General features: G+C 56.7%; 26 protein-coding genes, 1 tRNA gene and 1 pseudogene. 6 read left to right on the top strand and 22 right to left on the bottom strand.

Annotated features, from left to right (window positions below):
• Positions 1–207: 207 nt before the first annotated feature.
• Both A7P99_RS10395 and A7P99_RS10390 read right to left on the bottom strand, forming a co-directional pair.
• The gene (locus A7P99_RS10395) at positions 208–687 is read right to left on the bottom strand and encodes a cytochrome c5 family protein (RefSeq protein WP_231866512.1); all 480 of its coding nucleotides are present in this window, start codon (positions 685–687) and stop codon (positions 208–210) included.
• A complete protein-coding gene (locus tag A7P99_RS10390) occupies positions 579–1,004 on the bottom strand; it encodes a c-type cytochrome (protein WP_231866510.1) in 426 nt (141 codons plus the stop codon). The genes A7P99_RS10395 and A7P99_RS10390 overlap by 109 nt, the downstream gene beginning before the upstream one ends.
• 280 nt (positions 1,005–1,284) lie before the next feature.
• Here A7P99_RS10390 and A7P99_RS03145 point away from each other — a divergent pair.
• A tRNA-Arg gene (locus A7P99_RS03145) sits at positions 1,285–1,361 on the top strand.
• A 147-nt stretch (positions 1,362–1,508) separates the two neighbouring features.
• Here A7P99_RS03145 and A7P99_RS03140 read toward each other — a convergent pair.
• From A7P99_RS03140 to A7P99_RS03120, 5 genes are all read right to left on the bottom strand, one after another.
• Positions 1,509–2,168: a protein-L-isoaspartate O-methyltransferase gene (locus A7P99_RS03140; protein WP_067447291.1), complete on the bottom strand. Its 660-nt coding sequence runs from the start codon at positions 2,166–2,168 to the stop codon at positions 1,509–1,511.
• 138 nt (positions 2,169–2,306) lie between these two features.
• A complete protein-coding gene (locus tag A7P99_RS03135) occupies positions 2,307–4,589 on the bottom strand; it encodes an NADP-dependent malic enzyme (protein WP_067447289.1) in 2,283 nt (760 codons plus the stop codon).
• A gap of 438 nt (positions 4,590–5,027) precedes the next feature.
• Positions 5,028–5,795, bottom strand: coding sequence for a class I SAM-dependent methyltransferase (locus tag A7P99_RS03130; protein WP_067527927.1), 768 nt, complete (start codon positions 5,793–5,795; stop codon positions 5,028–5,030).
• 174 nt (positions 5,796–5,969) lie between these two features.
• The gene (gene ribBA, locus A7P99_RS03125; RefSeq protein ID WP_067527925.1) at positions 5,970–7,328 is read right to left on the bottom strand and encodes a bifunctional 3,4-dihydroxy-2-butanone-4-phosphate synthase/GTP cyclohydrolase II; all 1,359 of its coding nucleotides are present in this window, start codon (positions 7,326–7,328) and stop codon (positions 5,970–5,972) included.
• 15 nt (positions 7,329–7,343) lie between these two features.
• On the bottom strand, positions 7,344–7,730 hold the full coding sequence (locus A7P99_RS03120; protein ID WP_067447283.1) for a VOC family protein: 387 nt from the start codon (positions 7,728–7,730) through the stop codon (positions 7,344–7,346).
• A gap of 209 nt (positions 7,731–7,939) precedes the next feature.
• Between A7P99_RS03120 and A7P99_RS03115 the strand changes: the two genes are divergently transcribed.
• Together A7P99_RS03115 and A7P99_RS03110 are read left to right on the top strand one after the other, a co-directional pair.
• On the top strand, positions 7,940–9,325 hold the full coding sequence (locus A7P99_RS03115) for an FAD-binding oxidoreductase (protein ID WP_067447281.1): 1,386 nt from the start codon (positions 7,940–7,942) through the stop codon (positions 9,323–9,325).
• Between the two features lie 94 nt (positions 9,326–9,419).
• Positions 9,420–9,695, top strand: a complete 276-nt coding sequence (locus A7P99_RS03110; RefSeq protein ID WP_067527923.1) for a hypothetical protein — start codon at positions 9,420–9,422, stop codon at positions 9,693–9,695.
• A gap of 87 nt (positions 9,696–9,782) precedes the next feature.
• Here A7P99_RS03110 and A7P99_RS03105 read toward each other — a convergent pair whose 3' ends face one another.
• The 4 genes and pseudogenes from A7P99_RS03105 to tsaD all read right to left on the bottom strand — a co-directional run bounded on the left by A7P99_RS03105 (position 9,783) and on the right by tsaD (position 13,244).
• A complete protein-coding gene (locus tag A7P99_RS03105) occupies positions 9,783–10,511 on the bottom strand; it encodes an amino acid ABC transporter ATP-binding protein (RefSeq protein ID WP_067447277.1) in 729 nt (242 codons plus the stop codon).
• Positions 10,512–10,573: 62 nt separating this feature from the next.
• Positions 10,574–11,353, bottom strand: coding sequence for a 16S rRNA (adenine(1518)-N(6)/adenine(1519)-N(6))-dimethyltransferase RsmA (gene rsmA / locus A7P99_RS03100; protein ID WP_067527921.1), 780 nt, complete (start codon positions 11,351–11,353; stop codon positions 10,574–10,576).
• A 188-nt stretch (positions 11,354–11,541) separates the two neighbouring features.
• Positions 11,542–11,824: pseudogene (locus A7P99_RS03095) on the bottom strand (bile acid:sodium symporter family protein); the annotation flags it as partial.
• A gap of 373 nt (positions 11,825–12,197) precedes the next feature.
• The gene (tsaD, locus tag A7P99_RS03090; protein ID WP_067686456.1) at positions 12,198–13,244 is read right to left on the bottom strand and encodes a tRNA (adenosine(37)-N6)-threonylcarbamoyltransferase complex transferase subunit TsaD; all 1,047 of its coding nucleotides are present in this window, start codon (positions 13,242–13,244) and stop codon (positions 12,198–12,200) included.
• A gap of 650 nt (positions 13,245–13,894) precedes the next feature.
• Between tsaD and A7P99_RS03085 the strand changes: the two genes are divergently transcribed.
• Positions 13,895–14,143 (top strand): hypothetical protein, encoded by a 249-nt coding sequence (locus A7P99_RS03085; RefSeq protein WP_067686455.1) that lies wholly within the window; start codon positions 13,895–13,897, stop codon positions 14,141–14,143.
• A gap of 453 nt (positions 14,144–14,596) precedes the next feature.
• Here the strand turns inward: A7P99_RS03085 and dapC are convergent, their stop codons facing one another.
• From dapC to A7P99_RS03055, 6 genes are all read right to left on the bottom strand, one after another.
• Positions 14,597–15,808 carry a succinyldiaminopimelate transaminase gene (dapC, locus tag A7P99_RS03080; RefSeq protein WP_067447267.1) on the bottom strand — a complete coding sequence of 404 codons (1,212 nt, stop codon included), beginning with the start codon at positions 15,806–15,808 and terminating at the stop codon, positions 14,597–14,599.
• 356 nt (positions 15,809–16,164) lie between these two features.
• A complete protein-coding gene (locus A7P99_RS03075) occupies positions 16,165–16,359 on the bottom strand; it encodes a hypothetical protein (protein WP_067527915.1) in 195 nt (64 codons plus the stop codon).
• Complete coding sequence (locus tag A7P99_RS03070; protein WP_067686454.1) at positions 16,356–17,123, bottom strand: 1-acyl-sn-glycerol-3-phosphate acyltransferase; 768 nt, start codon at positions 17,121–17,123, stop codon at positions 16,356–16,358. Before A7P99_RS03070 ends, A7P99_RS03075 begins: the two co-directional genes overlap by 4 nt.
• Positions 17,123–17,680, bottom strand: a complete 558-nt coding sequence (gene gmhB, locus A7P99_RS03065) for a D-glycero-beta-D-manno-heptose 1,7-bisphosphate 7-phosphatase (protein WP_067447261.1) — start codon at positions 17,678–17,680, stop codon at positions 17,123–17,125. Before gmhB ends, A7P99_RS03070 begins: the two co-directional genes overlap by 1 nt.
• A 15-nt stretch (positions 17,681–17,695) precedes the next feature.
• A complete protein-coding gene (rfbC, locus tag A7P99_RS03060; protein ID WP_067527914.1) occupies positions 17,696–18,238 on the bottom strand; it encodes a dTDP-4-dehydrorhamnose 3,5-epimerase in 543 nt (180 codons plus the stop codon).
• Between the two features lie 199 nt (positions 18,239–18,437).
• Entirely contained in the window at positions 18,438–18,743 is a 306-nt protein-coding gene (locus A7P99_RS03055; RefSeq protein ID WP_255361743.1) for a DUF488 domain-containing protein, read from the bottom strand.
• Positions 18,744–19,098: 355 nt separating this feature from the next.
• On the opposite strand from A7P99_RS03055, the gene A7P99_RS09950 reads away from it, so the two are divergent.
• Entirely contained in the window at positions 19,099–19,239 is a 141-nt protein-coding gene (locus tag A7P99_RS09950) for a hypothetical protein (protein WP_153705417.1), read from the top strand.
• Positions 19,240–19,483: 244 nt separating this feature from the next.
• On the opposite strand, the gene A7P99_RS03050 is transcribed toward A7P99_RS09950, so the two are convergent.
• The 5 genes from A7P99_RS03050 to A7P99_RS03030 all read right to left on the bottom strand — a co-directional run bounded on the left by A7P99_RS03050 (position 19,484) and on the right by A7P99_RS03030 (position 24,584).
• Positions 19,484–20,677, bottom strand: a complete 1,194-nt coding sequence (locus tag A7P99_RS03050) for an amino acid aminotransferase (RefSeq protein WP_067527910.1) — start codon at positions 20,675–20,677, stop codon at positions 19,484–19,486.
• 524 nt (positions 20,678–21,201) lie between these two features.
• Positions 21,202–22,032, bottom strand: a complete 831-nt coding sequence (locus A7P99_RS03045; RefSeq protein WP_067527908.1) for an alpha/beta hydrolase — start codon at positions 22,030–22,032, stop codon at positions 21,202–21,204.
• A gap of 173 nt (positions 22,033–22,205) precedes the next feature.
• Positions 22,206–23,027, bottom strand: coding sequence for an undecaprenyl-diphosphate phosphatase (locus A7P99_RS03040; protein WP_067527906.1), 822 nt, complete (start codon positions 23,025–23,027; stop codon positions 22,206–22,208).
• 85 nt (positions 23,028–23,112) lie between these two features.
• A complete protein-coding gene (locus A7P99_RS03035) occupies positions 23,113–23,781 on the bottom strand; it encodes a thioredoxin domain-containing protein (protein ID WP_067527903.1) in 669 nt (222 codons plus the stop codon).
• 38 nt (positions 23,782–23,819) lie between these two features.
• Positions 23,820–24,584, bottom strand: coding sequence for an SPOR domain-containing protein (locus A7P99_RS03030; RefSeq protein ID WP_067527901.1), 765 nt, complete (start codon positions 24,582–24,584; stop codon positions 23,820–23,822).
• Between the two features lie 365 nt (positions 24,585–24,949).
• Between A7P99_RS03030 and sucC the strand changes: the two genes are divergently transcribed.
• The gene (sucC, locus tag A7P99_RS03025) at positions 24,950–26,116 is read left to right on the top strand and encodes an ADP-forming succinate--CoA ligase subunit beta (RefSeq protein ID WP_067527899.1); all 1,167 of its coding nucleotides are present in this window, start codon (positions 24,950–24,952) and stop codon (positions 26,114–26,116) included.
• Positions 26,117–26,122: the final 6 nt, after the last annotated feature.

Genomic DNA, 26,122 nt, shown 5'->3' with positions numbered 1-26,122 from the left:
CTGGATGGCGTGCGCTGCCGACCGTTGAACAACTACCGCTAAGTGCAGTTGTGCAGGTGCTGCGTGCTGATTGACAGGTAGTGCTGGCATTCGAGCACCGGATGGCAGCATTTTTGCGGACGGCGGGATAGTTTGGCTGCTTGATTAATATGCGAAATAAAGGTTACCTGAAAGGTTCCAGGTAGCCTTTATTATGCAGAGGCAGGCTTACAGTTTGCCGCCGGATTGGTTGGCCATATACACCACGGCAGCTTCCACGTCGGCATCGCTCAGGTTGGCATCGCCGCCGCGTGCGGGCATGGTTTTGAAGCCTTGGATGGCGTGTTGCACCAAGGTGGCGCGACCCTGTGCCAGGCGCGGTGCCCATTCGTCGTTGTGAGTGATTTTGGGCGAGTTGGGGAAGGCGGAGTTGGCAGCGTGGCAGGCGATGCAAAGTTTGTTGAACACGGCTTCACCATTGGCTGCGGCAGATTGGCCGGCAGGGGCGGATGCACCAGAGGCGGCGGCATCGCCTTTTTGTACGGCAGGGGCAGTGAAGTTGCCGCCGGATTGGTTAGTCATGTAGGCCACGGCACGGGCTACCTCATCATCGGTGAGGGTGCTGTCGCCACCGCGTGCGGGCATTTGGCCTGCGCCGTTAAAGCCGTTGACGGCGTGGGCAACGAGTGTGTCGAAGCCTTTGGCGATGCGGGCGCTCCATTCGTCGTGGTGGGTAACTTTGGGGGCGAAGGCAACGTTTTGTCGGCACCGTGGCATTGGATGCAGACTTTGTCGAACACTTGCTTGCCTTCGCGTTCGCCTACGGGCGTACCGTCACCCATAGTGAGGCGGCCAGTGGGCTGAATGCGGGTTTCCACAGCGCTGGGCTGCATATCGGAAACGTTGCTGTAGTAGCCGGTGGTGGCAAGCTTAACCAGGAGGAAGAGGGTGATCAGCAAAACGAGCAGGCCGCCGATAAAGGTGATGGCGGCTGAGCCTTTGATGTTGTTAGCAGTGGTGTTCATGGTATGGGCTTTATGGTTTGTGGTCGTTATGGGCGCATGCGTAGCATGCTTGTTTATTGGTGTGAAACCTTCACATAATCAGATTATTGAACGCTTCTTTTGGATTCACGTTCAATCTGGCTGATACAGGTTTGGTTTCGGTTTGTAAGATTGTGCGAAATTATACTGAATTCGCTTATAGCTTCCAATCGTAAAATTCTATTCTGTGCTGCTTTGCCGCCGGAAGGAGACAAAATTTTTTGCCTTTGTGCCGGTTTTGGGTTAATCTTACGCGCTTCTCGCACCCATAGCTCAGTTGGATAGAGTGTCAGTTTCCGAAGCTGAAGGTCACAGGTTCGATCCCTGTTGGGTGCGCCAGTTATTTGGGGAGGCAGCCGGTTGGCTGCTTTTTTGTTGCTTGGTCGTTTTAAAATGGCATGATACGGCTTTGATTCATCTTATTTTTATGCCAACTGGCGGCTATAAATTTCAGGTAGCCTTTCCAGTGAGGCTACCTGAAAATTTTTAGAAGCGGAACGATGAGGCTTTTTTCACGGCGGGGCTGCTGAGGGCAGGGGCTACGGTATCAAACATCACGCTTTGTTCGTAGCGGTCTTCGCCGTTACATTGCACGAGCAGGGCGCGCATTACGGGCTCTTGGCCAACGATCACCGCCATGCGGCCGCCGGCAGGCAGTTTGTTGCGCAGGGTTTCGGGCATCACGGGGCAAGAGCCACCCACGTAGATGGCACTCACGGTGGCGATGGGTGGATTCACCAGGCCGTCACCGATGCGGTAGTCGATATTGGTGAGGCCAAGGCGGTCGAGCACGGCTTTGGCTTTTTGCTGCTGGGTTTCATCAGTGTCGATGGTGATGACGCGGCCAGCGAGTTTAGCCAGCACGGCGGTGGCGTAGCCGGAGCCGGTGCCGATTTCGAGTACGGTGTCTTTTTTAGTGAGCTTCAGACCTTGAATCAGGCGGGCAACCACTTTGGGCTCGAGCATGGCGCTGCCGTTGGGCAGGGGCAGGGAGAGATCGGCGTAGGCGTAGGCCTGCTGTTCGGGGGCAACGAATTGTTCGCGCGGCACTTCGGCCAAGGTGTCGAGAACGTCGAAATCCAATACACTCCAAGGGCGGATTTGTTGTTCGACCATGTTGAATCGGGCTTGTTCAAAGTAGTTCATTATTTTGCTCACAGCGGTGGGTATGTGTTTAAAGGCTGGATTATAAGCTAATTCGGTGTTTGTGGACGGCAAATGTGCGGAGTAAAGAAAAGGCTACCTGAAAGTTCAGGTAGCCTTGATTTTTACTGCTTTAGCTATTTAGCCTTGGCGTTGTGCATCCACGGCGGCCAGTGCCACCATGTTTACCAAGCGGCGCACAGAGGCGAGCTGGTTGACGATGTGCACTGGTTTTTTCATGCCCAGCAGAATCGGGCCCACGGTTACGCCGTCGGGGCTGGCAGCGCGCAGCAGGTTGCAGCTGATGTTGGCGGCTTCCACGTTGGGCATCACCAAGAGGTTGGCGGCGCCTTTCAGGGCGGAATCGGGCATGCTTTGCTGGCGCAGGCTTTCCACCAAGGCGGCATCGCCCTGCATTTCGCCGTCGATTTCCAACTGCGGGGCGGCTTGACGAATGAGCTCAAGCGCATGGCGCATTTTTTCGGCACTTTCGGAGGGCACGGAGCCGAAGTTGGAGTGCGACAGCAGCGCGACCTTGGGCGTGATGCCGAAGCGTTGGATTTCTTCGGCGCACATCAGCGTGCTTTGGGCAATTTGCTCGGCAGTCGGATTGGCGTTTACATAGGTGTCGGCGATGAACAAGTTGTGGCCGCCGAAAATCAGCGCGTTCATGGCGCAGGCAGTGTGGTCGGGGTTGTTGTAGCCGACAACGTTGGAAACGACATCCAAGTGATAGCGGAAGTGGCCGACCGTACCGCACACCATGGCATCGGCATGGCCTAAGTGCAGCATGAGCGCACCGATGAGGGTGGGGTTGGCGATAACGTGGCGTTGCGCCAAATCGGGGCTGATGCCGTTACGTTTTTGCAGGTTGTAGTAGGCTTGCCAGTATTCGCGGAAGCGGGGGTCGTTTTCGTTGTTGACGATTTCGAAATCGCTGCCGGCGCGGATGGTAAGGCCCATTTTTTGGATACGGGCTTCGATTACTGCCGGCCGGCCGATGAGAATCGGCGCGGCCAGTTTGGCAGACACAATCTGTTGGGTGGCGTGCAGCACGCGCTCGTCTTCGCCTTCGGCCAACACCACGCGTTTGAGCGATTGGCGCGCTTGGGCGAAGATGGGTTTCATAAACAGGCCGGATTTATAAACAAACTCGTTCAGTTTTTCTTCGTAAGCGGCAAAATCGGCAATCGGGCGGGTGGCCACTCCGGAATCCATGGCGGCTTTGGCCACGGCGGGTGCCACGCGGGCGATCAGGCGCGGATCGAAGGGTTTGGGAATCAGGTATTCTGGGCCGAATTTCAGCTCGGCGCCGGTGTAGGCGGTAGCGACTTTGTCGTTTTGCTCGGCCATGGCCAAATCGGCAATGGCGCGCACGGCGGCCAGCTTCATTTCTTCGTTGATGGTGGTGGCGCCCACATCGAGCGCGCCGCGGAAGATGAAGGGGAAGCAGAGAACGTTGTTTACCTGGTTGGGGAAGTCGGAACGGCCGGTGCCGATAATCACATCGGGGCGGGCTGCTTTGGCTTCCGGCGGCCAGATTTCGGGCTGCGGGTTGGCCATGGCCAGCACGATGGGTGAGGCAGTCATTTGTTTGAGCATATCGGTGCTCAACACGTTGGGGCCGGAGAGGCCGAGGAAGATGTCGGCGCCGGGTACGGCGTCGCCCAGTTTGTGCCAGCCTTGGTCTGCAATGGCGTAGCGCACTTTGCTTGCGTCTATGCGTTCGCGGTCTTCGCGGGTTTGGTAGATCACGCCTTTGGAGTCGCACACGGTAATGTTTTCGCGTTTCATGCCCAAAGCCACGAGCAAGTCGAGACAGGCGATGGCGGCGGCACCGGCACCGGAGCACACTAAGCGCACTTGGCCGATGTCTTTGCCCACCAAGCGCAGGCCGTTAAGGACGGTGGCGGCAGTGATGATGGCTGTGCCGTGTTGGTCGTCGTGGAATACCGGGATTTTGCAGCGTTCGCGCAGTTTTTTCTCAATGTAGAAGCATTCGGGCGCTTTGATGTCTTCCAGGTTGATGCCGCCGAAAGTGGGCTCGAGCGAGGCGATGATGTCCACCAGTTTTTCGGGATCGGTTTCATTGATTTCGATATCAAATACGTCGATGCCGGCGAATTTTTTAAACAATACTCCTTTGCCTTCCATCACCGGTTTGCTGGCCTCGGCGCCGATATTGCCCAAACCAAGCACGGCGGTGCCGTTGGAAACCACGGCCACCAGGTTGCCGCGCGCGGTGTATTTGTAGGAATCCTGCGGGTTGGCTTGGATTTCCAGACAGGGGGCAGCCACGCCGGGGGAATAGGCTAACGACAGGTCGTGCTGGGTGGCCAGTGCTTTAGTGGGGGCTACCTGAATTTTGCCGGGCTGCGGATATTGGTGAAAATCGAGGGCGGCTTGTTTCAGCATATCGTCCATGGAATATAGATCCTTTTTTTGAGGGAGTGGATGGGGAGCGGCCTTGAGGCTGCCTGAAAGCGTGAATTCCAATGAGGCCCATGCTTTCAGGTAACCTTTTTTGAGCTAATTTAGATTTGGAGTGTTTGTGAGCCCCCTCCCCCCGCAAGCGGGTGGAGGAGTTTGGAACTCCTGGACGCTGGTCCGGTGTTTGTCCCGCTTGTACATATAGTCGAATTGCTGAAAAACCGTAACGGTGTTGTGCTGCCTGACCGGACCCCATAAAAATCACCATGCGGTTTTTATGGGAACCTGCCGTGCTACCTGTACTGTCTGCGGCAGCGCGCCTTGCTACGCTTCTTTTCAACTATAAAATGCGGTTTGCCAAGTATTCGCCGGAAGTTTTTTGCTTACGGCGGGGAATGCTGGCTGATGATGCCGCGTTTGTCGCGCCGGAGCTCAGGCGCGGATTCCCTTTACAGCGTGGGCGCGGGCGGTAACGCGGATGCTGCCGTCAGGTTCGGCAGGCAGGCGTTCTTGTAATGTCGCGCGTACTGCCGCCTGCATGTCTGCCGGTAAGGCGGCAAAGCGGGCACCGATGCTGGCGCTATCAGCCAGTGCCTGCCAGTAGGCGGCGAAATCGGGATAGTGTTGGGCGACGGTGAAAGCGCAGGTTTCCACTTCTTGCAGGCCGGCCTGCTCCCACAAGGCCTGCAACTGCGCGAGTGCAGTTGTTTCATCGGAGGCGGCTCGGTCGGGCTGCACACCGCAGTCGAGCAGGGCGGCAAAAGCGTCGGCGTAGGGGAAGCCATGCGGCAAATCCCAAATGTAGGTGGCGATCATCCCGCCACTGCGCACCACGCGCTGCATTTCACGCACGGCTTGCAGCGCATCAGTGAGAAAGACGATAACCAGCGCCATTGCGGCAGCATCGAAACTGCCAGCGGCAAAGGGCAGGGCGTTGGCATCGCCGTGGTGCAGGGCGATTGTCTGCGGTAGACGCTGTCGCGCGTGGGCAAGCAGTTCCGGTGAGATGTCAATGCCGTCCAGTCTTGCCGGTTGTGTCTGTTGCCACAACAGTTCGCTGAATATGCCGCTGCCGCAGCCGTTATCCAGCCAGCGCAGGCCGTGCGGTTGTCCCAGCCAGTCTAAAAATTGTTCGCCTGCTGCGCGGCTCCAGCCGCCCATGTAGCGTTCGTAAGCGGCGGGATCGTTGAATTGGGCCATTATAGTGTGTTAGAAGTAGTGTGTTATAAGGATATAGTTTTGCTCTAGACAACTGGTTGCCCGCCCTACCTGCTACGTTTGTCTACCGGTGTTCCTGTGCTGCGGCATCCCAGTGGTAGATTTTCTACCTGAAATTTTCAGGTAGCCTTTACCTGTGTCAATTGCTTTATTATTCTACTCTAAGCTCTCAAACCCTGTCACTTCCAACCCGAAGCCGGTGAGGCCGGTGAGGGAGGAGGGCTGGCCGAGTACGCGCATTTTTTTTACGTGGAGGTTGGCGAGGATTTGCGCGCCGATGCCGTAGGTTTTGCTGTCCCACTGGCGGGTTTGGCTTTTGCCTTTGGGCAGGGTGCGGTCGAGCAGGGCAGCGCCGTCTTCGGTGCGGTGCAGTAGGATGGCGACGCCGTGTTCGGTGGCTTGGATGCGCTCGAGGGCTTGCGGCAGCGGCCAGGAGTGGCGGGGGTTGGTTTGCAGGAAATCCATGGCGCTGAAGGGCTCGTGTACGCGCACGAGGGTTTCGGTGTCGGGCTGCGGGCTGCCTTTCACTAGGGCGAGGTGGGTTTCGCCGGAGAGTTTGTCTACATAGACGTGCTGGCGGAAATCGCCCCAGGGGGTATGGATGGGGCTGCTGCCCATTTCTTCGAGCAGGGTTTCGGTGCGGCTGCGGTATTCGATGAGGTCGGTGATGGTGCCGATTTTGAGGCCGTGCTGCCGGGCGAATTCGGTGAGCTCGGGCATGCGCGCCATAGTGCCGTCGTCGTTGATGATTTCGCAGATAACGGCAGCGGGGATGAGGCCGCACATTTGGGCTAAATCGACGCCGGCTTCGGTGTGGCCGGCGCGCACCAGCACGCCGCCTTTTTGGGCGCGCAGGGGGAAGATGTGGCCGGGCTGGACGATGTCTTCCGGCTGGGCGGCGGGGGAAACGGCGGTTTGGATGGTGAGCGCGCGGTCGGCGGCGGAGATGCCGGTGGAAATGCCGTGGGCGGCTTCGATGGATACGGTGAAGTTGGTGCCGTATTGCGCGCCGTTGTGCTGGGTCATGAGGGGAAGTTTGAGTTTGTCTACCAGCTCTTCGGCCATGGGCAGGCACACGAGGCCGCGGGCGTGTTTGATCATGAAGTTGATGGCTTCGGGGGTAACGAATTGGGCGGCCATGAGCAGGTCGCCTTCGTTTTCGCGGTCTTCGGCATCGGTGATGATGACCATTTTGCCGGCTTTGAGGTCGGCCAGAATTTCGGGGGTGGTGGCAATGGGGGTGGACATGGGACGGGTATTCCTTTGGGTTGGTTGAGGGGTGGATACGGGTGAACTGTGGTCGGTATCGAGCCACAGTGCGGGCATGCCGGCGCTGTGTTCGATTTTGCGGGCCTTGCGCTCGCCGAATGGTTTGTTTTTCAACAGGGCGGAGAGTTCACCTTGGTTGATGCCGGTGGCGGATACGAAATCAATCTGCCGGCCTTGGTGCAGGCGGTTGATCCATTCGCGCAGGTTGCGGCGGCGCAGTTCGGCAATATTAATGGGGCTGGGCATGGGCTACCTGAAATTTTAAGCGGGCGAATGCAGGCCGATGCGATTGCCTTCGCTGTCTTCTATAAAGGCGGCAAAACCGTTGGAAATGGGGAATTTGGCGGTAAGTATTTTGCCGCCGGCCGCTTCGGCGGTGCGGGCGGTTTCGGCGCAGTCGGCGCAGTTGAAAAACACGGTGATGCCGCCGTGGCCGGCGGGTTGTGCGGCGGGGTCGTGCCAGAGCATGCCGCCGATGCCGTATTGCTCCCAGGCGGGGGCGAACAGATACATTTGGTGCTGCGGGTCTTTGCCGGGCACTTCTTGCAGGGGCAGGCCGAACACGGTTTCGTAGAAGCGGGCGGCACGTGCCAAGTCCTGCACATTGAGGGCAAACCAGCTTACGGGATTTTGTGGGGTGTCGTTCATTAGAGATTCCTGGTGGTGTGGGTGGTAAACTTGGGCGACTATACGGCGCTTGGTTGGAAAAGTAAAGTTAGATTGGCGGCGATGAAAAATTACTTTTAAGCAATATTCGATATTCGGTTTTCAGGTAACCTGCAGGCGACCAAAGGCTACCTGAAACCCCTGTCTTGCCGCTACAATACTGCCCATCCCAATCTTTTAGGTAGCCTCAAATGAACCCCCCCCATATTCCGCAAGCCCTGTGCGCCTTGCTCAGTGAACGCGAAATCATTGCTGACCCCGCCCCGCTGCTCGCCGACCGGCGCGGCCGCTATATTGGCCAGGCGGCAGCCGCCGTGATGCCCGACAGCGTGGAAAACGTGCAGAAGCTGGTGCGCTGGTGTGCCGAACACCGTGTGCCGATTACTCCGCAGGGCGGCAACACCGGATTGTGCGGCGCGGCTGTGCCAAACGGCGGCATTTTGCTCAACCTCTCGCGGCTAAACCGCATCCGCAGCATCAGCCTGGCCGACAACGCCATCACCGTGGAAGCGGGCGCGATTCTGCAAAACGTGCAGGAAGCCGCGGCCCAAGCCGGGCGGCTGTTTCCGCTCAGCCTGGCCAGCGAAGGCTCCTGCCAAATCGGCGGCAACATCGCCTGCAACGCCGGCGGGCTGAACGTGGTGCGCTACGGCACCACGCGCGATTTGGTGCTCGGGCTCGAAGTGGTGCTACCCGACGGCAGCCTGCTCTCCCACCTTGCCCCGCTGCACAAAAACACCACCGGCTACGACATCCGCCAGCTCTTCATCGGCAGCGAAGGCACACTCGGCATCATCACCGCCGCCACGCTCAAGCTCTTATCCCCGCCGCAAACCACCGCTACCGCCTGGGTTGGCTTAGACAGCATTGAAGACGCCGTGCGCCTGCTCACCCACGTCCAAGGCCGTTTTGCCGAGCGGCTGTGCAGTTTCGAGCTGGTGAGCCGTTCCGCGCTTGCCCTCTCCGCCGCCTACAGCCGCCTCAGCCCGCCGATTGATGCCGAGTGGCACATCTTGCTCGAATTGAACGACAGCCTGCCGCGCCCCGAATTGGCCGACGATTTGGCCGGATTCTTGTTTGAACACGGCTGGGAAAACGCCGTGCTGGCGCAGTCGGAGAGTGAACGCGCCGAATTGTGGCGGCTGCGCGAAGACATCTCCGCTGCGCAAAAAGCGCTCGGTGCCAGCATCAAACACGACATCGCCATACCCATTGCCCGCGTGGCCGAATTGGTGGCCAACGCCTCCGCCGCGCTCAAGCAGGCCTATGAAGGCATTGAAATCATCGTATTCGGCCACCTCGGCGACGGCAGCCTGCATTTCAACACCTTCCTGCCGCACATCCGCAGCAATCAAGCCTACGAATACGAAGACGGCATCAACCGCATCGTCTATCAACACACCCTGGCCTGCCAGGGCACGATTGCCGCCGAACACGGCATCGGCCAAGTGAAAAACCACTGGCTGCCCAGCGTGCGCAGCCCCGTGGAAATCGAGTTGATGCGTGCCATTAAGAAACAGCTCGACCCGTATAACCTGTTCAATCCCGGCAAACTGTTCCCGCCGGAGGCTACCTGAAAACTGCCGCAAGCCATATCGTTTACAAACAATCCGGTAGCCGCCCAAAAGGCTACCTGAAAACCGCTAACTAACAACACAAGGAAACCCAATCATGAACCAAGCCTTCAAAATCCGCTGCCCGCTGCCGCATTGCACCGGCTGGGTAACCCAGCTCGACCCCGAAGACGGCTCGCTGTTTATGTGCGACGACTGCGGCCAAGTGTGGGAAACCAAAGCCGAGCTCGATGCCGCGATTGCCGCCATCATCGAGCGCTTCCCCTACCGCGCCGCCGTGTACTGCCAAACCGCCGAAGGCTTCGTCGCTGTGCCTGAAGCCGCAGAGCCAGCAGATTACGAAAAGCAGGTGAACCAAGAGCCGTGGGCTTGATTTCCCGTTCTTTTGCTTGTTGATTGGATATAGAAAAGGCTACCTGAAACTTTCAGGTAGCCTTTCTTGTTTTTACAGTTCAGCCTGTTAGGCCTTCATCACTTGTTTCAAAAACTGCTTCGCCCGCTCGCTGCTTGGATTGGTGAAGAACACTTCCGGCGTGTCCACTTCCACGATTTTGCCCTGATCCACAAAAATAATTCGGTCGGCCACTTCGCGGGCGAAACCCATTTCGTGGGTAACGCACATCATAGTCATGCCGCTTTCGGCCAAGTCTTTCATCACTTTGAGCACTTCGCCCACCATTTCCGGATCGAGCGCGGAGGTGGGTTCGTCAAACAGCATCACTTGCGGCTCCATTGCCAAGCCGCGAGCAATGGCTACACGCTGCTGCTGGCCGCCGGAAAGCTCGCCGGGCATGGCGTCTTTTTTGTGCGCCAGACCAACGCGCTCCAAGAGTTGCAGCGCTTTTTCTTCGGCTTGGGTGCGGCTTTGTTTTTTCACTTTTATCGGCGAGAGCACGATGTTTTCTAGCACGCTCAAATGTGGATAAAGGTTGAAATGCTGGAATACAAAGCCCACTTCGGCACGGATTTTGTTCAGGTCGGTGGCGGGGCTGGCCACGTCTACGCCGTCCACCCAGATTTCGCCGCTTTGGATTTGCTCAAGCTGGTTTACGGTGCGGATGAGGGTGGATTTGCCGCTGCCGGAGGGTCCGCACACCACCACCACTTCGCCTTTTTTCACTTCGAGATTGATGTCACTTAGAACGTGCAGTTCTTTAAACCATTTGTTTACATTTTTGAATTCAATCATTTTCTATTTCCGGAACGGCTGGGTTGTTGGTTGGAACAATCGGCGCAGGGCGGGATTGTGTTTCAGCTGGTTTTTTGGGCTAACAGGTTGGCCAAGGCTACATAGTTTTCGGGCGCGATATGCTCGGCGCGCTCTTGCGGGCTGATGCCGACGGCCTGCAAAACCTCATCGTTGGCAATGCCTTTGAGGTTGTTGCGAATGGTTTTACGGCGCTGGTGGAAGGCCTGTTTCACCAAGGCGGCAAATTGTTCGAAATCCTGTGCCTGCCCGATGCGGTGTTTGGCCGGAATCAGCCGCACTACGGCGGAATCCACTTTGGGTGCGGGAGAAAAGGCTTCTGGTGGCACGTCGAGCAGTTTTTCCATTTCAAAGAAGTATTGCAGCATCACGCTCAAGCGGCCGAAATCGTTGCTGCCGGGCTCGGCCACCATGCGTTCCACCACTTCTTTTTGCAGCATGAAGTGCATGTCTTCCACTTCGTCGGCATAGCGGCTGAGGTGGAATAGCAGCGGGGTGGAGATGTTGTAGGGCAGGTTGCCGACGATTTTTTTGTGCCCGGGCACGCTGGCGAAATCAAATTGCAATACGTCGCCTTCGTGGATAACGAGTTTGCCGGCATAGAGCCGGGTTTTCAGGTAGCCTATGATGTCGCGGTCGATTTCGCACACGTGCAGGCGATCGAGCTTGGCAGCCAAGGGCTCGGTAATCGCGCCGAGGCCTGGGCCGATTTCCACTACGGTATCGGCGGGCTGCGGCCGCACGGCCTGTACGATATCGGCAATGATGCGGGAATCCTGCAGAAAGTTCTGCCCGAAACGTTTGCGGGCGGTGTGTTGGGTCATAGCGGTGAGCCGGGCGGCAGTTGGCGGGAAAGGTGCGGATTGTATCAGATTCGGCGGTGTGCTTGGGTGGCTTGCCGGTGTGCTGTCGCTAGAAATGAAGGCTACTTGAAATTTTCAGGTAGCCTTTTGCTGGAAGCAGCTGGTTTGGCTTATTTGGCGGGTGTGGTTTCTTTTTGTGCTGCCTGTACCTACTTTTCGGCCTTGGTGGCCCAATTAGGAGTCGAGGAAGGAGCTGGAGATATTGTGCCACAAGCTGAAAATGGCGCTGGGCACGGCTATCAGCGGCATCATGGCAAAGTGGGTTTTGGCCAACGCCGCACCGAGGCCGGAGTTTTGCATGCCCACTTTGATAGTGAGGGTTTTTTGCATGTCGTAGGGCAGGCCGAAGAGTTTGGCGGCAAGGAAGCCGAGCAGGTAGCCGATGGCGTTGTGCAGTACCACTACGCCGAAAATCAACAGGTCGGTTTCGATAGGGCCAGGGGATGTAGGGGGGCGATGAAGAGGCTGAATCTCTATAGCCGCCATGATGGTTTTTGCAATTTTTAACAGAGAAGAGAAGGCGAAAGATACAGGAAAGTGGAATTAGAGGGCAAGGGGTGGAATTAGCTGAAAAGAGTAAAGGCGGTGCTAGTGTGTTTAGAGTTGGAAGGACGGCTTGTTATGGCTAAAGTCTTTTGTTTTACGTGTATTGGCTTGTCGGTATAGATAAAAAAATAATGGTATTAGCCATGTGGGTGTATGTTAATTGAGAGGTTGTTTCGTATTGAGGGAACAGCCCTTGATGTTTTTCAGGTAGCCTCTGTGCGTTTGGCAAAGGCATACCTGAAAATAGGTATGCGGTGTTTTATCGCACGATTTCCGCCAGCGGCCAGCGTGGTCGCATATTGAAGCCAGCGGCGGGCTGCGCTTGTTGCAGGTGCATGGCGCCGACGAAGGCGATCATGGCGCCGTTGTCGGTGCATAAAGGCAGCGGTGGGAAATAGGTGCGTACGGCTTCGGGCTTGGCTTTGGGGTTGGGGCGCACTTGCAGTGCGGCGAGTTCGGCACGCAGTTTCCAGTTGGCGCCCACACCGCCGGCCACCACAAGGGTGCGGTAGCCGGTGTGCAGCAGGGCTTGGCGTGATTTGGCCAGCAGCACATCTACCACGGCATCTTGGAAGGCACGGCAGATATCGTTGCGGATGGAGTCTGGCAGGCTGCCGCCGTGTTCGGCGCGCACGTTTTGCACAGCAGTGAGCACGGCGGTTTTGAGGCCGGAGAAGCTCATCTGCAAATCGCGCGAATGCAGCATGGGGCGGGGAAAGGTGAAAGCATCGGGACGGCCGAGCTTGGCCAATTCGGAAAGTTTTGCGCCGCCGGGGTAGGGTAGGCCGAGCAGTTTGGCGGTTTTGTCGAAGGCTTCGCCGGCGGCGTCGTCCACGCTTTCGCCGAGCAGTTCGTAGTTCCCGATGCCGCGCACGGCCATGAATTGGGTGTGGCCGCCGGATACGAGCAGGGCAACGAAGGGAAAGTCGGGCTTCTCTTCGGCTAACAGCGGGGAGAGCAGGTGGCCTTCGAGGTGATGTACGGGGATCACGGGGTTGCCCAACGAAAAGGCGAGCGCGTTGGCATAGGCGCAGCCGGCCAGAAGTGCGCCGCCAAGGCCGGGGCCTTGGGTATAGGCGACGGCATCGATGTCGGCGTAGTTTTTGCCGGCTTCGTGCAGGCAGGCTTGGGTGAGCGGCACGAGACGGCGGATGTGGTCGCGGCTGGCCAGCTCGGGCACCACGCCGCCGTATTCGGCATGCATGGTCATTTGGGTGTGCAGCTGGTTGCCGATGAGGCCGTGTTCGGTGCTGTAGAGCGCCACGCCGGTTTCGTCACAGGAGGATTCGATGCCGAGAACAAGCATGATGAAAGGCTACCTGAAAAATCAAAGGCTGTATTTTATAGCAAATCAACTTGGCTTTTGCTACAGTGTTATTTCGCTTTACCATACTGTTTGTACTGTCTCTGTCTGCAACTTGTTGCCTGATATCCAAAGCTAAATCGGTTTGCTATGGCGGTATACGCTCAGGCAGATAATGGATTTTATGTGAATTGGCAGATTGACATACACTTCTGATGAAATGATGTGGAAAAATGGTAGCTAATGTAGGCAGGGATAGACCTTGTTGTTTTTTTGCACAAGTTAATTTTGGTTAATTGGGTATGGTTTGCAGACAGGGGTATGGGTATGGCAATAAAGATATTAGAGGGTTGCTTTGACTAGTATTGGCATGAAAAATATATTATTTTTACTTAGTTAAGATTAGAGCATTCTTATTATCAGAATAGCATACGTTAATTAGTATACAGCTTGTGCGGCGCGTTGGACGAGAAGAATTTTGGCAGCAGATGCTTGCGTGCGGCAAATAGAGTAGGCAGTTTAATTGCCAGCTGGCATCAAACAGCGGATAATACGCGGTAATTCTTGATTGGAATTTATCTGTGAGACGGCTAGAGGTCTGCAGATAGGGAATTTTTAAGTTATAACTTGAACTTTGTTAGAGGTAATTCAACATGAAAAAATCTTTATTGGCCGCTGCCCTGATGTCTTTGTTCCTAGCTGCTTGTGGTGGTGAAGCCCCGGCTCCTGCTGCTTCTGAACCTGCAATGGCTTCTGAAGCTGCTATGATGGCTTCTGAAACCGCAATGGCTTCTGAAACTGCTATGATGGCTTCTGAAACCGCAATGGCTTCTGAAGCTGCTATGATGGCTTCTGAAACCGCTATGATGGCTTCTGAAGCAGCTACCAGTGCTGCCAAATAATTTGGTAGTTTGATACAAAAATAAAATAAAGCCTTGCATTTATTTGCTGGGCTTTATTTTATTATGGTGGGATTCTTGAGGCTGCTGGGCTTTGGTTTGTTTTCCCAAATAGGTTTCAGGAATTCCACTATTAATTGATAAGGCTACCTGAGAACGAGCAACGCTGGTTTTTGTGAAGCTAAAATTTCAGGTAGCCTCTATATTATTCCACAGCAGCGGGGTAATCTGTAAAACCTAATCTGAACAGTATATTAGGTGAGTTCTTGACGGTTAGCCTATGTTGATGTAAGCAAAGATTCCCTTGTGTCATAGAGATGGCCAAGGGCGATTTTTTATAAAACTCAAAGAATGGATGACGCGGCAGGGTAAGGCAAGCGTAGCGAGCCGCATCCTTATTTGTCTACATTTTATATTTATGTTGATAAAGTTTGTTGCTAATGGCAGGGACGGTTTTCAGGTAGCCTCTTTATGCTGTGGATAACAACACTGTCGGATTTCCACAATCTTCTCCGCCGCGGCCACGCAGTCGGCCACGGGGGCGACTAGGGCAATACGAACATAGCCGGCGCCGGGGTTGCCTTGCGCGGTGTCGCGCGCCAGAAAACGGCCGGGCAACACTTGGATGGCAGCTTCTCGCCACAAGATGCGGGCGAAGGCCAAATCGTCTCTGTCGGGCGCTTGCAGCCAAATATAGAACGAGGCGTCCGGCTGCGTTACCTCAAAACCTTGTGCCAGAATCGGCAGCACACGGGCGAATTTTTCCTGATACAGGCGTCGGTTTTCCAGCACATGCGTTTCATCGTTCCAGGCGGCGATACTGGCCATCTGCACGGGAATGCCCATGGCGCTGCCGTGGTAGGTGCGGTAGAGCAGGAAATCTTTTAGCAGCGCGACATCGCCGGCCACAAAGCCGGAGCGCAGGCCAGGCACGTTGGAGCGTTTGGAGAGGCTGGTGAACATCACCAGGTTGTCGAAACCGCGCCCCAATTCGGCAGCGGCTTGCAGGCAGCCGATGGGCGGTTCGCCTTCGAAATAGATTTCGGAATAGCATTCGTCGGCAGCGATGATGAAGCCGTAACGGTTTTGCAATTCAAAGAGTTCTGCCCAGTCGGCTTTCTGCATCACGCTGCCGCAGGGGTTGTGCGGCGAGCAAACGAACACCAGTTTCACGCGCTGCCACACGACTTCGGGAATGCTGCCCCAATCGGGCTTGAAGAGCGGGGCGCGGCAGTTGGCAAACGCAGTTTCCGCCCCGGCCAGGAGCGCGGCGCCTTCGTAAATCTGATAAAACGGATTGGGGCACACCACCACGGGCTTTTCCTGCTCGTTGCCGCCCAGCGCCGCCTGTACGAAGGAAAACAGGGCTTCTCGGCTGCCCAATACGGGCAGGATTTCGCTGTCCGGATCGAGCGTGAGGCCGTAGCGGCGTTGCAGGAAGCCGGCACAGGCCCGGCGCAGTTCGGGCAGGCCGGCGGTTTGCGGATAGGCATCGAGGCGCGGCAGGGCGGCGGTGAGCGCATTGGTGATCACGGCGGGAGCGGGGTGTTTGGGCTCGCCGATTTGCAGCGGCACGGGTACAACGCCCTCGGGCGCGCTCACGCCTTGCATTGCTTCGCGCAGGCGGGCGAAGGGATAGGGCTGGAGTTGGGATAGGTGTGGGTTCATGGCGGGCTGGTGTTTTGTTGTCAGGGGAAAAGGCTATTGTAATCGGCAGGCATGGGATAGGCTACCTGAAAGCGTGAGCTTCAACGGAGTAGCGAGTTTCTGCGAAGCTAAAGTGCAGTTAAAAACGCAGTAGGCGGGCTTCAGCTATAGCAAACCAACTTAACTTTCGCTATTGCGTTGGTTCGCCTTGCCGTACTTCTGTATTGTCTGCGGCTCACCGCCTGGTATCGAAAGTCAATTCGGCTTGCTATGGCCTTTTGCTGCTTGTGAGCGCAAAGTGTAGCCTGCCGTAGAGTATACGGAAATATTTTCAGGTAGCCCTTCAAGGCTACCTGAAAACTTATCCAAGGGCGGTTTTAGCCGAAAATACCCAAATAATACAGCAGGCTGGCAATGATGACGGTAATGCCGCCGCCGATGATGAGCTGCCGCCAGACGGGTCGGATTTCGCTGTGTCGCAAATCGGTGGCAAGATAACGCCACACGAAGAGAAGGGAGGCCAGGGCGAAGACGATGGCCCCGATGGTATCGCCGTCCATCTTCGGCTTCATGTTGTGCTGCCTTTTTGTGCACCGCTCGGTTTGGTACCGCCGTAGCAGGGGCCGAGGCCGGTGATGTGGGGCATTTGGCTTTCGATGGCTTCTTCAATGGCGGCGGTGAGCTCGGTAATGCTGCCGGAATCGTGTTTAATCGGCGGGCAAATGATGACGCTGATTTCACCGGGATGTTTGAGGAAAGAGTTTTTCGGCCAAAATTCGCCGCTGTTGAGGGCAACGGGCACGATGTCCATTTCCAGCAGCTGGGCAGTGCGGGCGGCGCCACTCTTATAGCGGCCTCTGCTGCCGGGCGGCATGCGCGTGCCTTCGGGGAAAATGGTGATCCAATAGCCTTGCGCTTTGCGTTTGCTGCCTTGCTCGATGATTTGGGCGGAGGCTTTGCCGGGATTGCGACGGTCGATGCCGATGGTGCCGGCGAGCTTGAGCCCCCAGCCGAAGAAGGGGATACGGAACAGCTCGCGCTTGGCCACGAAGACTTGTGGCGGGAAGATTTTCTGCGTGGCCAGCGTTTCCCAGCCGGATTGGTGTTTGCAGCAGATAATGGCGGGGCCTTCGGGAATGTTTTCTGCGCCTCCCACGCGGTATTTGAGGCCGACGATGTTTTCCAAGAGCCACATCAGCATCAGCGCCCAGCGGGTGGCGAGAGTGTGGAGGGCGCGTGGGATGGGGGCGGTAAGCAGCATCAAGATGAACAGGGGCGGCGTGATGATGGCCATCAGCAGCCAGTAAGCAAGGTTGCGTATCCAGAGTGAGAACATTAGGCCTCCTGTTCGTCGCCGGTTTGGATAGTGAGGTAGTAGGCGAAGGAAAGCAGATCGTCGAACACCTGAGTGTTTTCAGGTAGCCCGCCGGCGGCGAGGGTTTTCTTGCCTTTACCGGTGAGCACGAGCACGGGCAGGCCGCCCACGGCGTCGATGGCCTGCAAATCGCGCAGGCTGTCTCCCACGAGGTAGACACCGCGCGCGTCGGTGTTGAAACGGTTGAGGATGTCTTCCACCATGCCAGGCTTGGGCTTGCGGCAGGAGCAGTGGTCGGCATCGGTGTGCGGGCAAAACCAGATGCCGTCGATACTGCCGCCGGCTTCGTTGGCCAGGCGGTGCATTTTTTCGTGCATTTCGTTGAGGTCTTGCATGGAAAAATAGCGGCGGCCGATGCCGGATTGGTTGGTGGCGATTACGACGGTGTAGTCGGCCTGCTTAAACAGGGCCACGGCATCCATGCTGCCGGGCAGGGGAATCCATTCGTCTTCGGATTTTACAAAGTCGTCGCGGTCTTGGTTGAGCACGCCGTCGCGGTCGAGGATGATGAGTTTCATGGTTTCAGGTAGCCTTTAATCGAATAATACAGCCTGTGCCAGCAGGCTGCCGGCGGCATCTTTGCCGGAAAGCAGTGGCGGGGCGGCCAGCGGCCAGTCGATGCCCACGGCGGGGTCGTGCCAGAACAGGGTGTGTTCGTGGGCGGGCTGGTAGTAATTGGTGCATTTATACACGATGTCGGCGTGGCTGTCGGTGGTGTAGAAGCCGTGGGCGAAGCCGGGCGGAATCCACATTTGATAGCGGTTTTCGGCAGAAAGCACTGCGCCCACCCAATGGCCGAAAGTGGGCGAGGAGCGGCGCAAATCCACGGCCACGTCGAACACGCTACCCGACACCACGCGCACCAGCTTGCCTTGCGGGCAAACGGTTTGATAGTGCAGGCCGCGCAGCACGCCATGCTCGGAGCGGGAGTGGTTTTCCTGCACGAAAGTGTGGTGGCCGATGTGCTCGCGAAACCAGTTGTCGCGGAAGGTTTCCATAAAGAAGCCGCGCTCGTCGCCGTGGGCTTCGGATTCGATGATTTTCACATCGGGCAAGGCGGTATCGAAAATATTCATGCTGTGCGTGGTTGAGTGGGCTGAAAGCTCTATTTTACCGAGAATGCGGCGTTTGAGGCTACCTGAAAGCGCAGCTTCAACGCAGTTATAGTGGATTAAAATAAGAATGCTACTGCGTTGGCTCGCCTTGCCGTACTGTTTGTACTGTCTGCGGCTCGCCGCCTTGTCTCATTCTTATTTTAATCCACTATGAAACAGCTCAAACGCCAGAAGCACCATCACCCCAATCCACCTTTTCCCAACCCAGCACCTCGGCCAACACGGAAAGATGGCTCTGCTGCGGGCAGCGTACGGCGGTGAGCAACACGGTATCCGGCGCGGAGGCAAGCTGCTTTTTTAACGCCAGTAGCGCGACATGGGCGCTGCCGCTTTGCAGCTCTTCGGTATAGCGGGCGGCAAATTCGGGGAAACGCTCTTGCGGCGCGGCATGGTACCAGCGGCGCAGCTCGACGGAAGGAGCAATGTCTTTGAGCCACTGCACGGCGGCGAAGGTTTCTTTGCGGATGCCGCGCGGATGGCGGGCATGGCAGGGCTTTCGGGGCGGATTGTTGGTTGAAAAGCGTTGCGATATTTTTAACTTCGTTGAAGTTTCTTTTTCAGGTAGCCTTTGGGCAGCTTGAGGCTACTTGAAAGCAGTTGGTGTTTACAATTTCGGCTATCATACGCCCATTTTTCATCAGAAAGGTTGACTATGTGCTTTACCGTATTACTCAGCACGGATTGCCCGGACGATTTGTTTTGCCAAAACGGCAACGGTATCTGCTTCCAGCCAGCCAACGGGTTATAGCGACGGTGCGTTTGCCGAATACGGTTTTCGCGAGCCGGAAATTACATCGCTGGAGATGTTGGAACGTTCGCCCATGCGGGAAACCCTGCATTTGCAGGAAGTGATCTGGCGGCTGGTGCGGCAGGGATGGCGCGTGCAGCTGGCCGCAGTGTGGGTGGAAGATTGGGGTAGATTGCAGCAAGGGGCGGAAGTGTGGTGGCGATGGCGGGGCTGAACCCGCAGCATTTCGCGCTGTATGAGAATGTGCGCTTTGAGTTTGTGTGATGGTTGAACTGCGTTGAAGTGTAGAGCGCGTAGGTTGGTTTGGGAAACCCAACATTCCACACTTTATTTGTTGGGTTACGCTTGCGGCTAACCCAATTTACGCACTCTGTTAGACTGGGCAGTTGGGAAAAAGGCTACCTGAAACTCGGTGTGCACCGTTTTCAGGTAGCCTTCTTATCCAAGCCTGCCTGTGTTTATTTCAACACTTCGGCAAAGGCGTTGGCCACGTAGTCGATATTCTTCTCGTTCAAGCCGGCCACGCACATGCGGCCGTTGCCCACCATATAAACGGCAAACTCGCTTTGCAGGCGTTCCACCTGTTCGGGCGAAAGGCCGGTGAAGCTGAACATGCCGCGCTGTTTGGTGAAATAGCTGAAATCGCGGCCGGGCACTTTGGTGCTGAGCACGTCCTGTAGCTTCTGGCGCATGGCGCGGATGCGGTCGCGCATTTCGTATACTTCGCCTTCCCATTGTTTGAACAGGGTTTCGTCGTTCAACACGCCGTCCACCACGAAGCCGCCGTGGGAAGGGGGGCTGGAGTAGATGCGGCGCACGGTGAATTTAAGCTGGCCGAGCACGAGCTTGGCTTCTTCGGCGCTGGGGCACACCACGGAGAGGCCGCCCACGCGTTCGCCGTAGAGCGAGAGGTTTTTGGAGAAGGAGTTGCTCACGAAGGCGGGCAGGCCGAGTTCGGCGGCGCGGCGGATGGCGTAAACGTCGTTTTCCAGGTCTTCGGCGAAGCCTTGGTAGGCGATATCCATAAAGGGGATGAGGCCGGCTTCTTTCACGATTTGCAGGATTTCGTCCCATTGGCTGCGGCTCAAGTCCACGCCGGTGGGGTTGTGGCAGCAGGGGTGCAGCACCACCACGTCGTGTTGCTTGAGCGTGCGGAAGAAGGCTTTCATTTCTTCGAATTTCACGCCGATGGTGGCGGGGTCGTAGTAAGGGTATTTGCCCACCTCGAAGCCGGCGCCTTCAAAAATGCCGATGTGGTTGCCCCAGGTGGGGTTGCTCACGTAGCACTTGGCCTGCGGAAACCAGGCGTGGATAAAATCGGCACCCACGCGCAGCGCGCCGGAGCCGCCGAGCGATTGGATAGTGGCGATGCGGCCTTCTTGCACGGCGGGGCTGTCTGCGCCGAACAGCAGGGTTTGGCAGGCGCTGCGGTAGGCGGCTAGGCCTTCCATGGGCAGATAGCCGCGCGGGCGCGGGCTGTCGGCGAGAGCACGTTCAACGGTTTTTACGCACTCGAGCACGGGCAGACGGCCTTCGCCGTCGTAATAAACGCCCACGCTGAGGTTTACCTTTTCGCTGCGCGGGTCTTGGTTGTATTTTTCCATCAGGCCAAGGATGGGATCGCCGGGGTAGAACTCAACGTGCCGGAACATGGGTGTCTTCCTTTTTTATCGGGTGGAACAATTAACGGGTAACGGGTGGAATAATTAAATGGAAAGGGTAATGCCGGGGCAATTTTACGCTGATTTCGGTAGCAAGGGCTACCTGAAAAGTGGGGAAGAGTGGGAAATAGATGTTTTCAGGTAGCCTTCTCCATCTGCATCCTGTTCACCCTTGCGCCTCATGCCGGCGCAGGGCACTTCCTTTCTTTGGCGAAGCCAAAGAAAGGAAGCAAAGAAAGGCGACTGCGGGCGCAGGTTTGGCTTCGCCAAACTTCCCTCACTAAACACGGTTTTTCGGGCGGACTCGCAACTTGCGGCTACGCCGCTTCGGGCATGCAAGCTCTTGTTTCCCGAAAAACCGTGTTTCATTCGGCTGCGCCAGCAGAGAGCACAGCTGCAACTATTGATGACAAATATTCTGTGCGTGATTTCACTGAGCCTGCATGTAGATTGGTTGTAACTTAATGCAAAGAAAGGATGTTTGATTAATTAAACTACGGGATGTCAGGTAATCTTTATTCGCTGTGCCGGTTGAAGAAATCCAGCAGCTGCGTTTCATAGCCGCCCAGGCCGGAGAGGCCGAGGTGGGTGCCGTTGGGGATGAGGATCAGCTGTTTGGGCTCTTGGGCGAGCTCGAATAGGATTTGCGAGTGTTTGGCGGGGATGACTTGGTCGGCGGTGCCGTGCATCAGCAGCAGGGGGATGGGGCTGATTTGCGCCACGAAGCGGCGGGCACTGTAGCGGTTGCCCACCAGGATGCCGGCGCCGGGGAGTTTGTCGTTGGCGATGCTGGAATAAGAAGAGAAGGTGGATTCGATGGCCACGGCGCGCACGCCGGCTTTGTTGCCTGCACCCACCACGGCAATGACGTTGGTGCCGCCTAGGCTCTGGCCGAACACGAGCAGGCGCTCGGGGTTTACATCGGGGCGGCTGCGCACATAATCCAGCGCGGCGTTGCTGTCGGCAAACAGGCCTTCGGGGCTGGGCTCGCCTTCAGATTGGCCGTAGCCGCGATAGTCGAACAGGAAAACGTTGTAGCCGTGTTCGGGCAGCCATTTCACGGCCTGCCAGTGGGCGGTGAGGTTTTGCGCGTTGCCGTGGAAGTGGATGATGGTGGCACGGGCTTGCTTGGCATCGGCCACGCCGCGTGCGGGCACAAACCAGCCGTGCAGGCGTGTGCCGTCGGCGCTTTGGAAGGAGACGTTTTCGTAGGGCAGGCCGGATTGGGCGGGCGAGCCGTAGTCGGCATGGTCGGGATAGTAAAAGGCTTGCTTGGCGCAGGAGGACAGGCCGAACAGGATGGCGAGGAGGGTGGCCAGGCCGAAGAGAATGGATTTGTATTTCATGGTTAGTGTGGTCGGCAGCCTTGGTGCGGAGGCTACCTGAAAAATAGCGTTGCCGTTTTAGCTTTGCTTTAACTTACGTTATTTGTTTCAGGTAGCCTTTATTGTTTTTGGGTTGAGGCTACCTGATAAAGATAAATTTGCCCGTTTCAGGTAACCTTGCCTGATTGGATATTCTACCAATTCACCCAGCCGCACAGCCAGGTGAGCAGGATGATGCCGCCGAAGATGATGCGGTAGTAGGCAAAGGGCACGAAGTTTTTGCTGGAAACAAAGCATAGCAGGGCTTTTACGGCGATGAGGCCGGAAGCGAAGGCAGCAGCAAAGCCGAGGGCGATGAGGCCGAAATCCTGTGCGCTGAATGCGCTGAGGTGCTTCAGGATGCTGTAGCCGGAGGCGGCCACCATAATCGGCACGGCGAGGAAGAAGGAAAATTCGGTGGCGGTTTTGCGGTCGAGCCCCCACACCATGCCGCCCATGATGGTACTGCCGGAGCGGGAAGTGCCGGGAATCAGCGCTAAAATTTGGAATAGGCCCACGGCAAGCGCATCGCGCGGGCGCATATCGTCCACGCTGCGCACTTTCGGCGGTACGCGGCTTTGCCGTTTTTCAATCCACAAAATCAAAAAGCCGCCCACCACCAGCGCCGCAGCTACGCTCACGGGGTTGAACAGCACTTTTTCGATGAAGTCGTTGAGTAGCAGGCCGATGGCAGCGGCAGGGATGAAGGCGATGGCCAGGTTGAGTACGAAGCGGTTGGCAAGCCGGTCTTTGCCGATATGGGTGAGCACATGGGTGAAGCGGGTACGGTACTCATACACCACAGCAAGGATGGCGCCGAGCTGGATGGCGATGTGGAATACGGCGTGGCTTTCGGCATCGAAGCCGATGAGGCTGCCGGCTACAATCAGGTGGCCGGTGCTGGAAATGGGCAGGAATTCAGTGAGGCCTTCGATGATGCCGAGAATGAGGGCTTTGAAGGCGAGGAGCAGGCTCATTGGTTAAACTCTTAAAAACATGGGATGAATGCTTTTCAGGTAGCCTGTATTGGAGTACGGGCTACCTGAAAATCTTTGTGCCGCATTAGCGGTTGGCCTGGCCGGCGATGGTTGCGCCGCGGCTGCGTACCAAGGTGCGCGGGGCGGGGGCAGGCATGTTGCGTTCGGCACGTACTTTTTCAATCAGCTCTTGCAACACAGCCATGTTTTGGGAGTTGGTCAGCTCGTATTTTCCGCCCACTACGATAACCGGGGTTTTGGTGATGTTGTAGGTGATGGTGTTTTGCTGCATGGTTTGGGCGGCGGCGGCGGCCTGCGGGCTGTTATAGGCGGCGAGCAGGCGGCTGCCGTATGGCTGCTGCTGAATCCAGGCTTTCAGGCCGGTTTCGTCGGTTACGGTGCCGTCCATCAGTGCTTTGAAAATGGCCTGGTTGGCCTGACGGGAAAGGCTGGTGGATTTCACGGCAGCCGCCAGGCGGGCGAGGGTTTGGTGGGCTGGCTGCCATACTACGTGCTCTTGACGCAATACGGTGTCGGAGGCGAAGCGTCTGCTTTGCTGTTCGATAGTTGCTTCAAGGTGTTGGCAATGGATACAGAAATAGCCGAAGAATTCGGTTACTTCGATTTTATTGGGCTGCACGGGTTTGATCACGTTGCTGCGTACTATGTAGTCCGTGTCTTCCACGGCTTTGGCTTGGGCGGCGGTAACGGTAAATATGGCGAGTGCAGAGAGAAGTAGGGCTTTCAGTTTCATTTTAATCCTTCGTTAATATGGGGTTGATGAAGTGCTGATCAGTCGGCTTGGCGGGTGAGGGTGTCGATGCCGTTACCACGCAGTTTGTCGCTGAGGGCTTGGGCTTCGGCACGGCTGAGGCGGCTGCTTTGGATACGGTAAACGGTTTGGCCGTCGCTACGCTTGCTGCTGGCCACGCGGGCGTTCACACCGAGCATGGCGAGTTTGGCGCGTTGGGTGTCGGCAGCTTCCGGGTTGTTGTAGGAGCCCATCTGCACGATGTAGCGGCCGTTGCCGCCACTGTGCGCTTCGGCATTGCGTTGGGCACGCTGCTCGGCAGCTTTTGCCTCGGCTTCACGCCGCTGGCGGCGGGCTTGCTCACGGGCACGCTCCACATTGCCGCTTTCCAAAATCTGTTCAGGCGTGGGCTTGGCTTCCGGTTCGGGTTTGCGCTGTGGTTCGCGCGGTTTGGTTTGTACGGGCTTATCTTCCTGCGCGGGTTTCTCTTCCTGGCGCTGTGCAGGCATGCTGGCCTGCTGCGGCACGGAGGCAGCCACGGGTGGTTTGTCGGTGATGTCGCCAGGAGGCAGGGTATAGTGGCCGCTGTCGGAGCCGGCGGTGGTGTCGCTCGGGCGATGTTCTGGCTGGTGTTCTTGGCGCGGGGTGAGGATTTCGGGTTGGATTTCGGTTTTCGGCGCTTCAGGCTGTTTGATGCCGGAGGGCGTGTTGTTGAGGAAATATAAAACCACGCCGATGATGAGGGTGGCAAGCAGTAGGCCGAATATAAAGCCGGAAAGGCCTTTACCATGGGGTTTGGTTTGCATTGGGAAGATGGATTGCTAAAAAGGTGCTGCATTTTATCAAAACCGTTTGCTGCGGCGGAAGCTTTTTACATGTTCTTTCAGGTAGACGGGCGGTTTCAGATAGCCTGGGGGCACAGGGAAAGGCTACCTGAAAAACTGCTTCGTCTATGCAGTATCTTTGCGTTCTACGCCCACAGTAGCTAGGCCATAGCCGTAGCCATACTGCCGTTTATGCATCTCCCATTTACTTGTTCTAACCAAATTGCGCTGATGTTGCCTGCGGGTTTCGTCTATACTGCGCCCTGCATTATCAAAGCTGGTCTTGAATTCGAGCCTTGCTGCTTTCTCGGTGGCAAACTGTGTTTAACCTAACTGAGGGAACTTTGATGAATCTACATGAATATCAAGCAAAAGAGCTGCTTGCGGGCTATGGTTTGCCGGTTCAGGGCGGGATTTTGGCCGCCAACGGCGAAGAAGCTGCCGCCGCATTCGATAAATTGGGCGGCAAATTTGCTGTGATTAAAGCCCAAGTGCACGCCGGTGGGCGCGGTAAGGCAGGCGGCGTGAAAGTGGTGAAAAGCCGCGATGAGGCCAAACAGGTGGCTGAAAGCCTGATTGGTAAAAATCTGGTTACTTATCAAACCGATGCCAACGGCCAGCCGGTAAACAGCGTGTTGGTGTGTGAAGATATGTATCCGGTGCAAACCGAGCTCTATTTAGGCGCGGTGGTAGACCGTGCCGCGCGCCGCGTGGTGTTTATGGCTTCCACCGAAGGCGGTGTGGAAATTGAAAAGGTGGCCGAGGAAACCCCGGAAAAAATCTTCAAAACCGTGGTGGACCCGCTGGTGGGCCTGCAGCCCTGCCAAGCCCGCGAGGTGGCCTTCAAGCTGGGCTTGAAAGACAAACAAGTCGGCCAGTTTGTGAAACTGATGACCGGCGCCTACCAAGCCTTCATCGAAAACGATTTCGCCTTGTTTGAAATCAACCCGCTGAGCGTGCGCGAAGACGGCAGCCTGGCCTGCGTGGACGCGAAAGTTGGCATCGACGGCAATGCTCTGTACCGCCTGCCGAAAATCGCCGAGCTACGCGACAAATCGCAAGAAAACGAGCGCGAGCTGAAAGCTTCCGAATTTGAGCTGAACTATGTGGCGCTGGAAGGTAATATCGGCTGTATGGTGAACGGTGCCGGCTTGGCGATGGCCACCATGGACATCATCAAGCTCAAAGGCGGCCAGCCGGCCAACTTCCTCGACGTGGGCGGCGGCGCCACCAAAGAACGCGTGGTGGAAGCCTTCAAGCTGATTTTGGAAGACAAATCCGTGAAAGGCGTGCTGATCAACATTTTCGGCGGTATCGTGCGCTGCGATATGATTGCCGAAGCCATTGTGGCCGCCGTGAAAGAAGTGAACGTAACCGTGCCCGTGGTGGTGCGCCTCGAAGGCAACAACGCTGAATTGGGCGCGAAGATTCTGAACGAATCCGGCCTGAAACTCACTTCCGCCGACGGCCTGAACGACGCCGCCGAGAAAATTGTTGCCGCCGTAAACGCCTAAGGAGAA

Origin of the sequence: Eikenella sp. NML120348 (genome assembly GCF_001648435.1) — a bacterium.
Taxonomy (GTDB): domain Bacteria; phylum Pseudomonadota; class Gammaproteobacteria; order Burkholderiales; family Neisseriaceae; genus Eikenella; species Eikenella exigua.
The sequence above is the reverse complement of the archived record's forward strand: the minus strand, read 5'-3'. Positions and strand labels throughout refer to the sequence as shown.

Coding starts and splice junctions, on each gene's coding strand:
- A7P99_RS09950 (WP_153705417.1), top strand. CDS start 19,099: ATGCGGGAAACCCTGCATTTGCAGGAAGTGATCTGGCGGCTGGTGCGG.
- sucC (WP_067527899.1), top strand. CDS start 24,950: ATGAATCTACATGAATATCAAGCAAAAGAGCTGCTTGCGGGCTATGGT.
- A7P99_RS10390 (WP_231866510.1), bottom strand. CDS start 1,004: ATGAACACCACTGCTAACAACATCAAAGGCTCAGCCGCCATCACCTTT.
- gmhB (WP_067447261.1), bottom strand. CDS start 17,680: ATGAAACTCATCATCCTCGACCGCGACGGCGTGCTCAACCAAGACCGC.
- ribBA (WP_067527925.1), bottom strand. CDS start 7,328: ATGCCCAGCCCCATTAATATTGCCGAACTGCGCCGCCGCAACCTGCGC.
- A7P99_RS03040 (WP_067527906.1), bottom strand. CDS start 23,027: ATGAGCCTGCTCCTCGCCTTCAAAGCCCTCATTCTCGGCATCATCGAA.
- A7P99_RS03070 (WP_067686454.1), bottom strand. CDS start 17,123: ATGTTCTCACTCTGGATACGCAACCTTGCTTACTGGCTGCTGATGGCC.
- A7P99_RS03130 (WP_067527927.1), bottom strand. CDS start 5,795: ATGGCCCAATTCAACGATCCCGCCGCTTACGAACGCTACATGGGCGGC.
- tsaD (WP_067686456.1), bottom strand. CDS start 13,244: ATGCTTGTTCTCGGCATCGAATCCTCCTGTGACGAAACCGGCGTGGCG.
- A7P99_RS03115 (WP_067447281.1), top strand. CDS start 7,940: ATGAACCCCCCCCATATTCCGCAAGCCCTGTGCGCCTTGCTCAGTGAA.
- rsmA (WP_067527921.1), bottom strand. CDS start 11,353: ATGACCCAACACACCGCCCGCAAACGTTTCGGGCAGAACTTTCTGCAG.
- A7P99_RS03135 (WP_067447289.1), bottom strand. CDS start 4,589: ATGGACGATATGCTGAAACAAGCCGCCCTCGATTTTCACCAATATCCG.
- A7P99_RS03120 (WP_067447283.1), bottom strand. CDS start 7,730: ATGAACGACACCCCACAAAATCCCGTAAGCTGGTTTGCCCTCAATGTG.
- A7P99_RS03035 (WP_067527903.1), bottom strand. CDS start 23,781: ATGAAACTGAAAGCCCTACTTCTCTCTGCACTCGCCATATTTACCGTT.
- A7P99_RS03045 (WP_067527908.1), bottom strand. CDS start 22,032: ATGAAATACAAATCCATTCTCTTCGGCCTGGCCACCCTCCTCGCCATC.
- dapC (WP_067447267.1), bottom strand. CDS start 15,808: ATGAACCCACACCTATCCCAACTCCAGCCCTATCCCTTCGCCCGCCTG.
- A7P99_RS03075 (WP_067527915.1), bottom strand. CDS start 16,359: ATGAAGCCGAAGATGGACGGCGATACCATCGGGGCCATCGTCTTCGCC.
- A7P99_RS03140 (WP_067447291.1), bottom strand. CDS start 2,168: ATGAACTACTTTGAACAAGCCCGATTCAACATGGTCGAACAACAAATC.
- A7P99_RS03085 (WP_067686455.1), top strand. CDS start 13,895: ATGAAAAAATCTTTATTGGCCGCTGCCCTGATGTCTTTGTTCCTAGCT.
- A7P99_RS03030 (WP_067527901.1), bottom strand. CDS start 24,584: ATGCAAACCAAACCCCATGGTAAAGGCCTTTCCGGCTTTATATTCGGC.
- A7P99_RS03105 (WP_067447277.1), bottom strand. CDS start 10,511: ATGATTGAATTCAAAAATGTAAACAAATGGTTTAAAGAACTGCACGTT.
- A7P99_RS03050 (WP_067527910.1), bottom strand. CDS start 20,677: ATGTTCCGGCACGTTGAGTTCTACCCCGGCGATCCCATCCTTGGCCTG.
- A7P99_RS03110 (WP_067527923.1), top strand. CDS start 9,420: ATGAACCAAGCCTTCAAAATCCGCTGCCCGCTGCCGCATTGCACCGGC.
- rfbC (WP_067527914.1), bottom strand. CDS start 18,238: ATGAATATTTTCGATACCGCCTTGCCCGATGTGAAAATCATCGAATCC.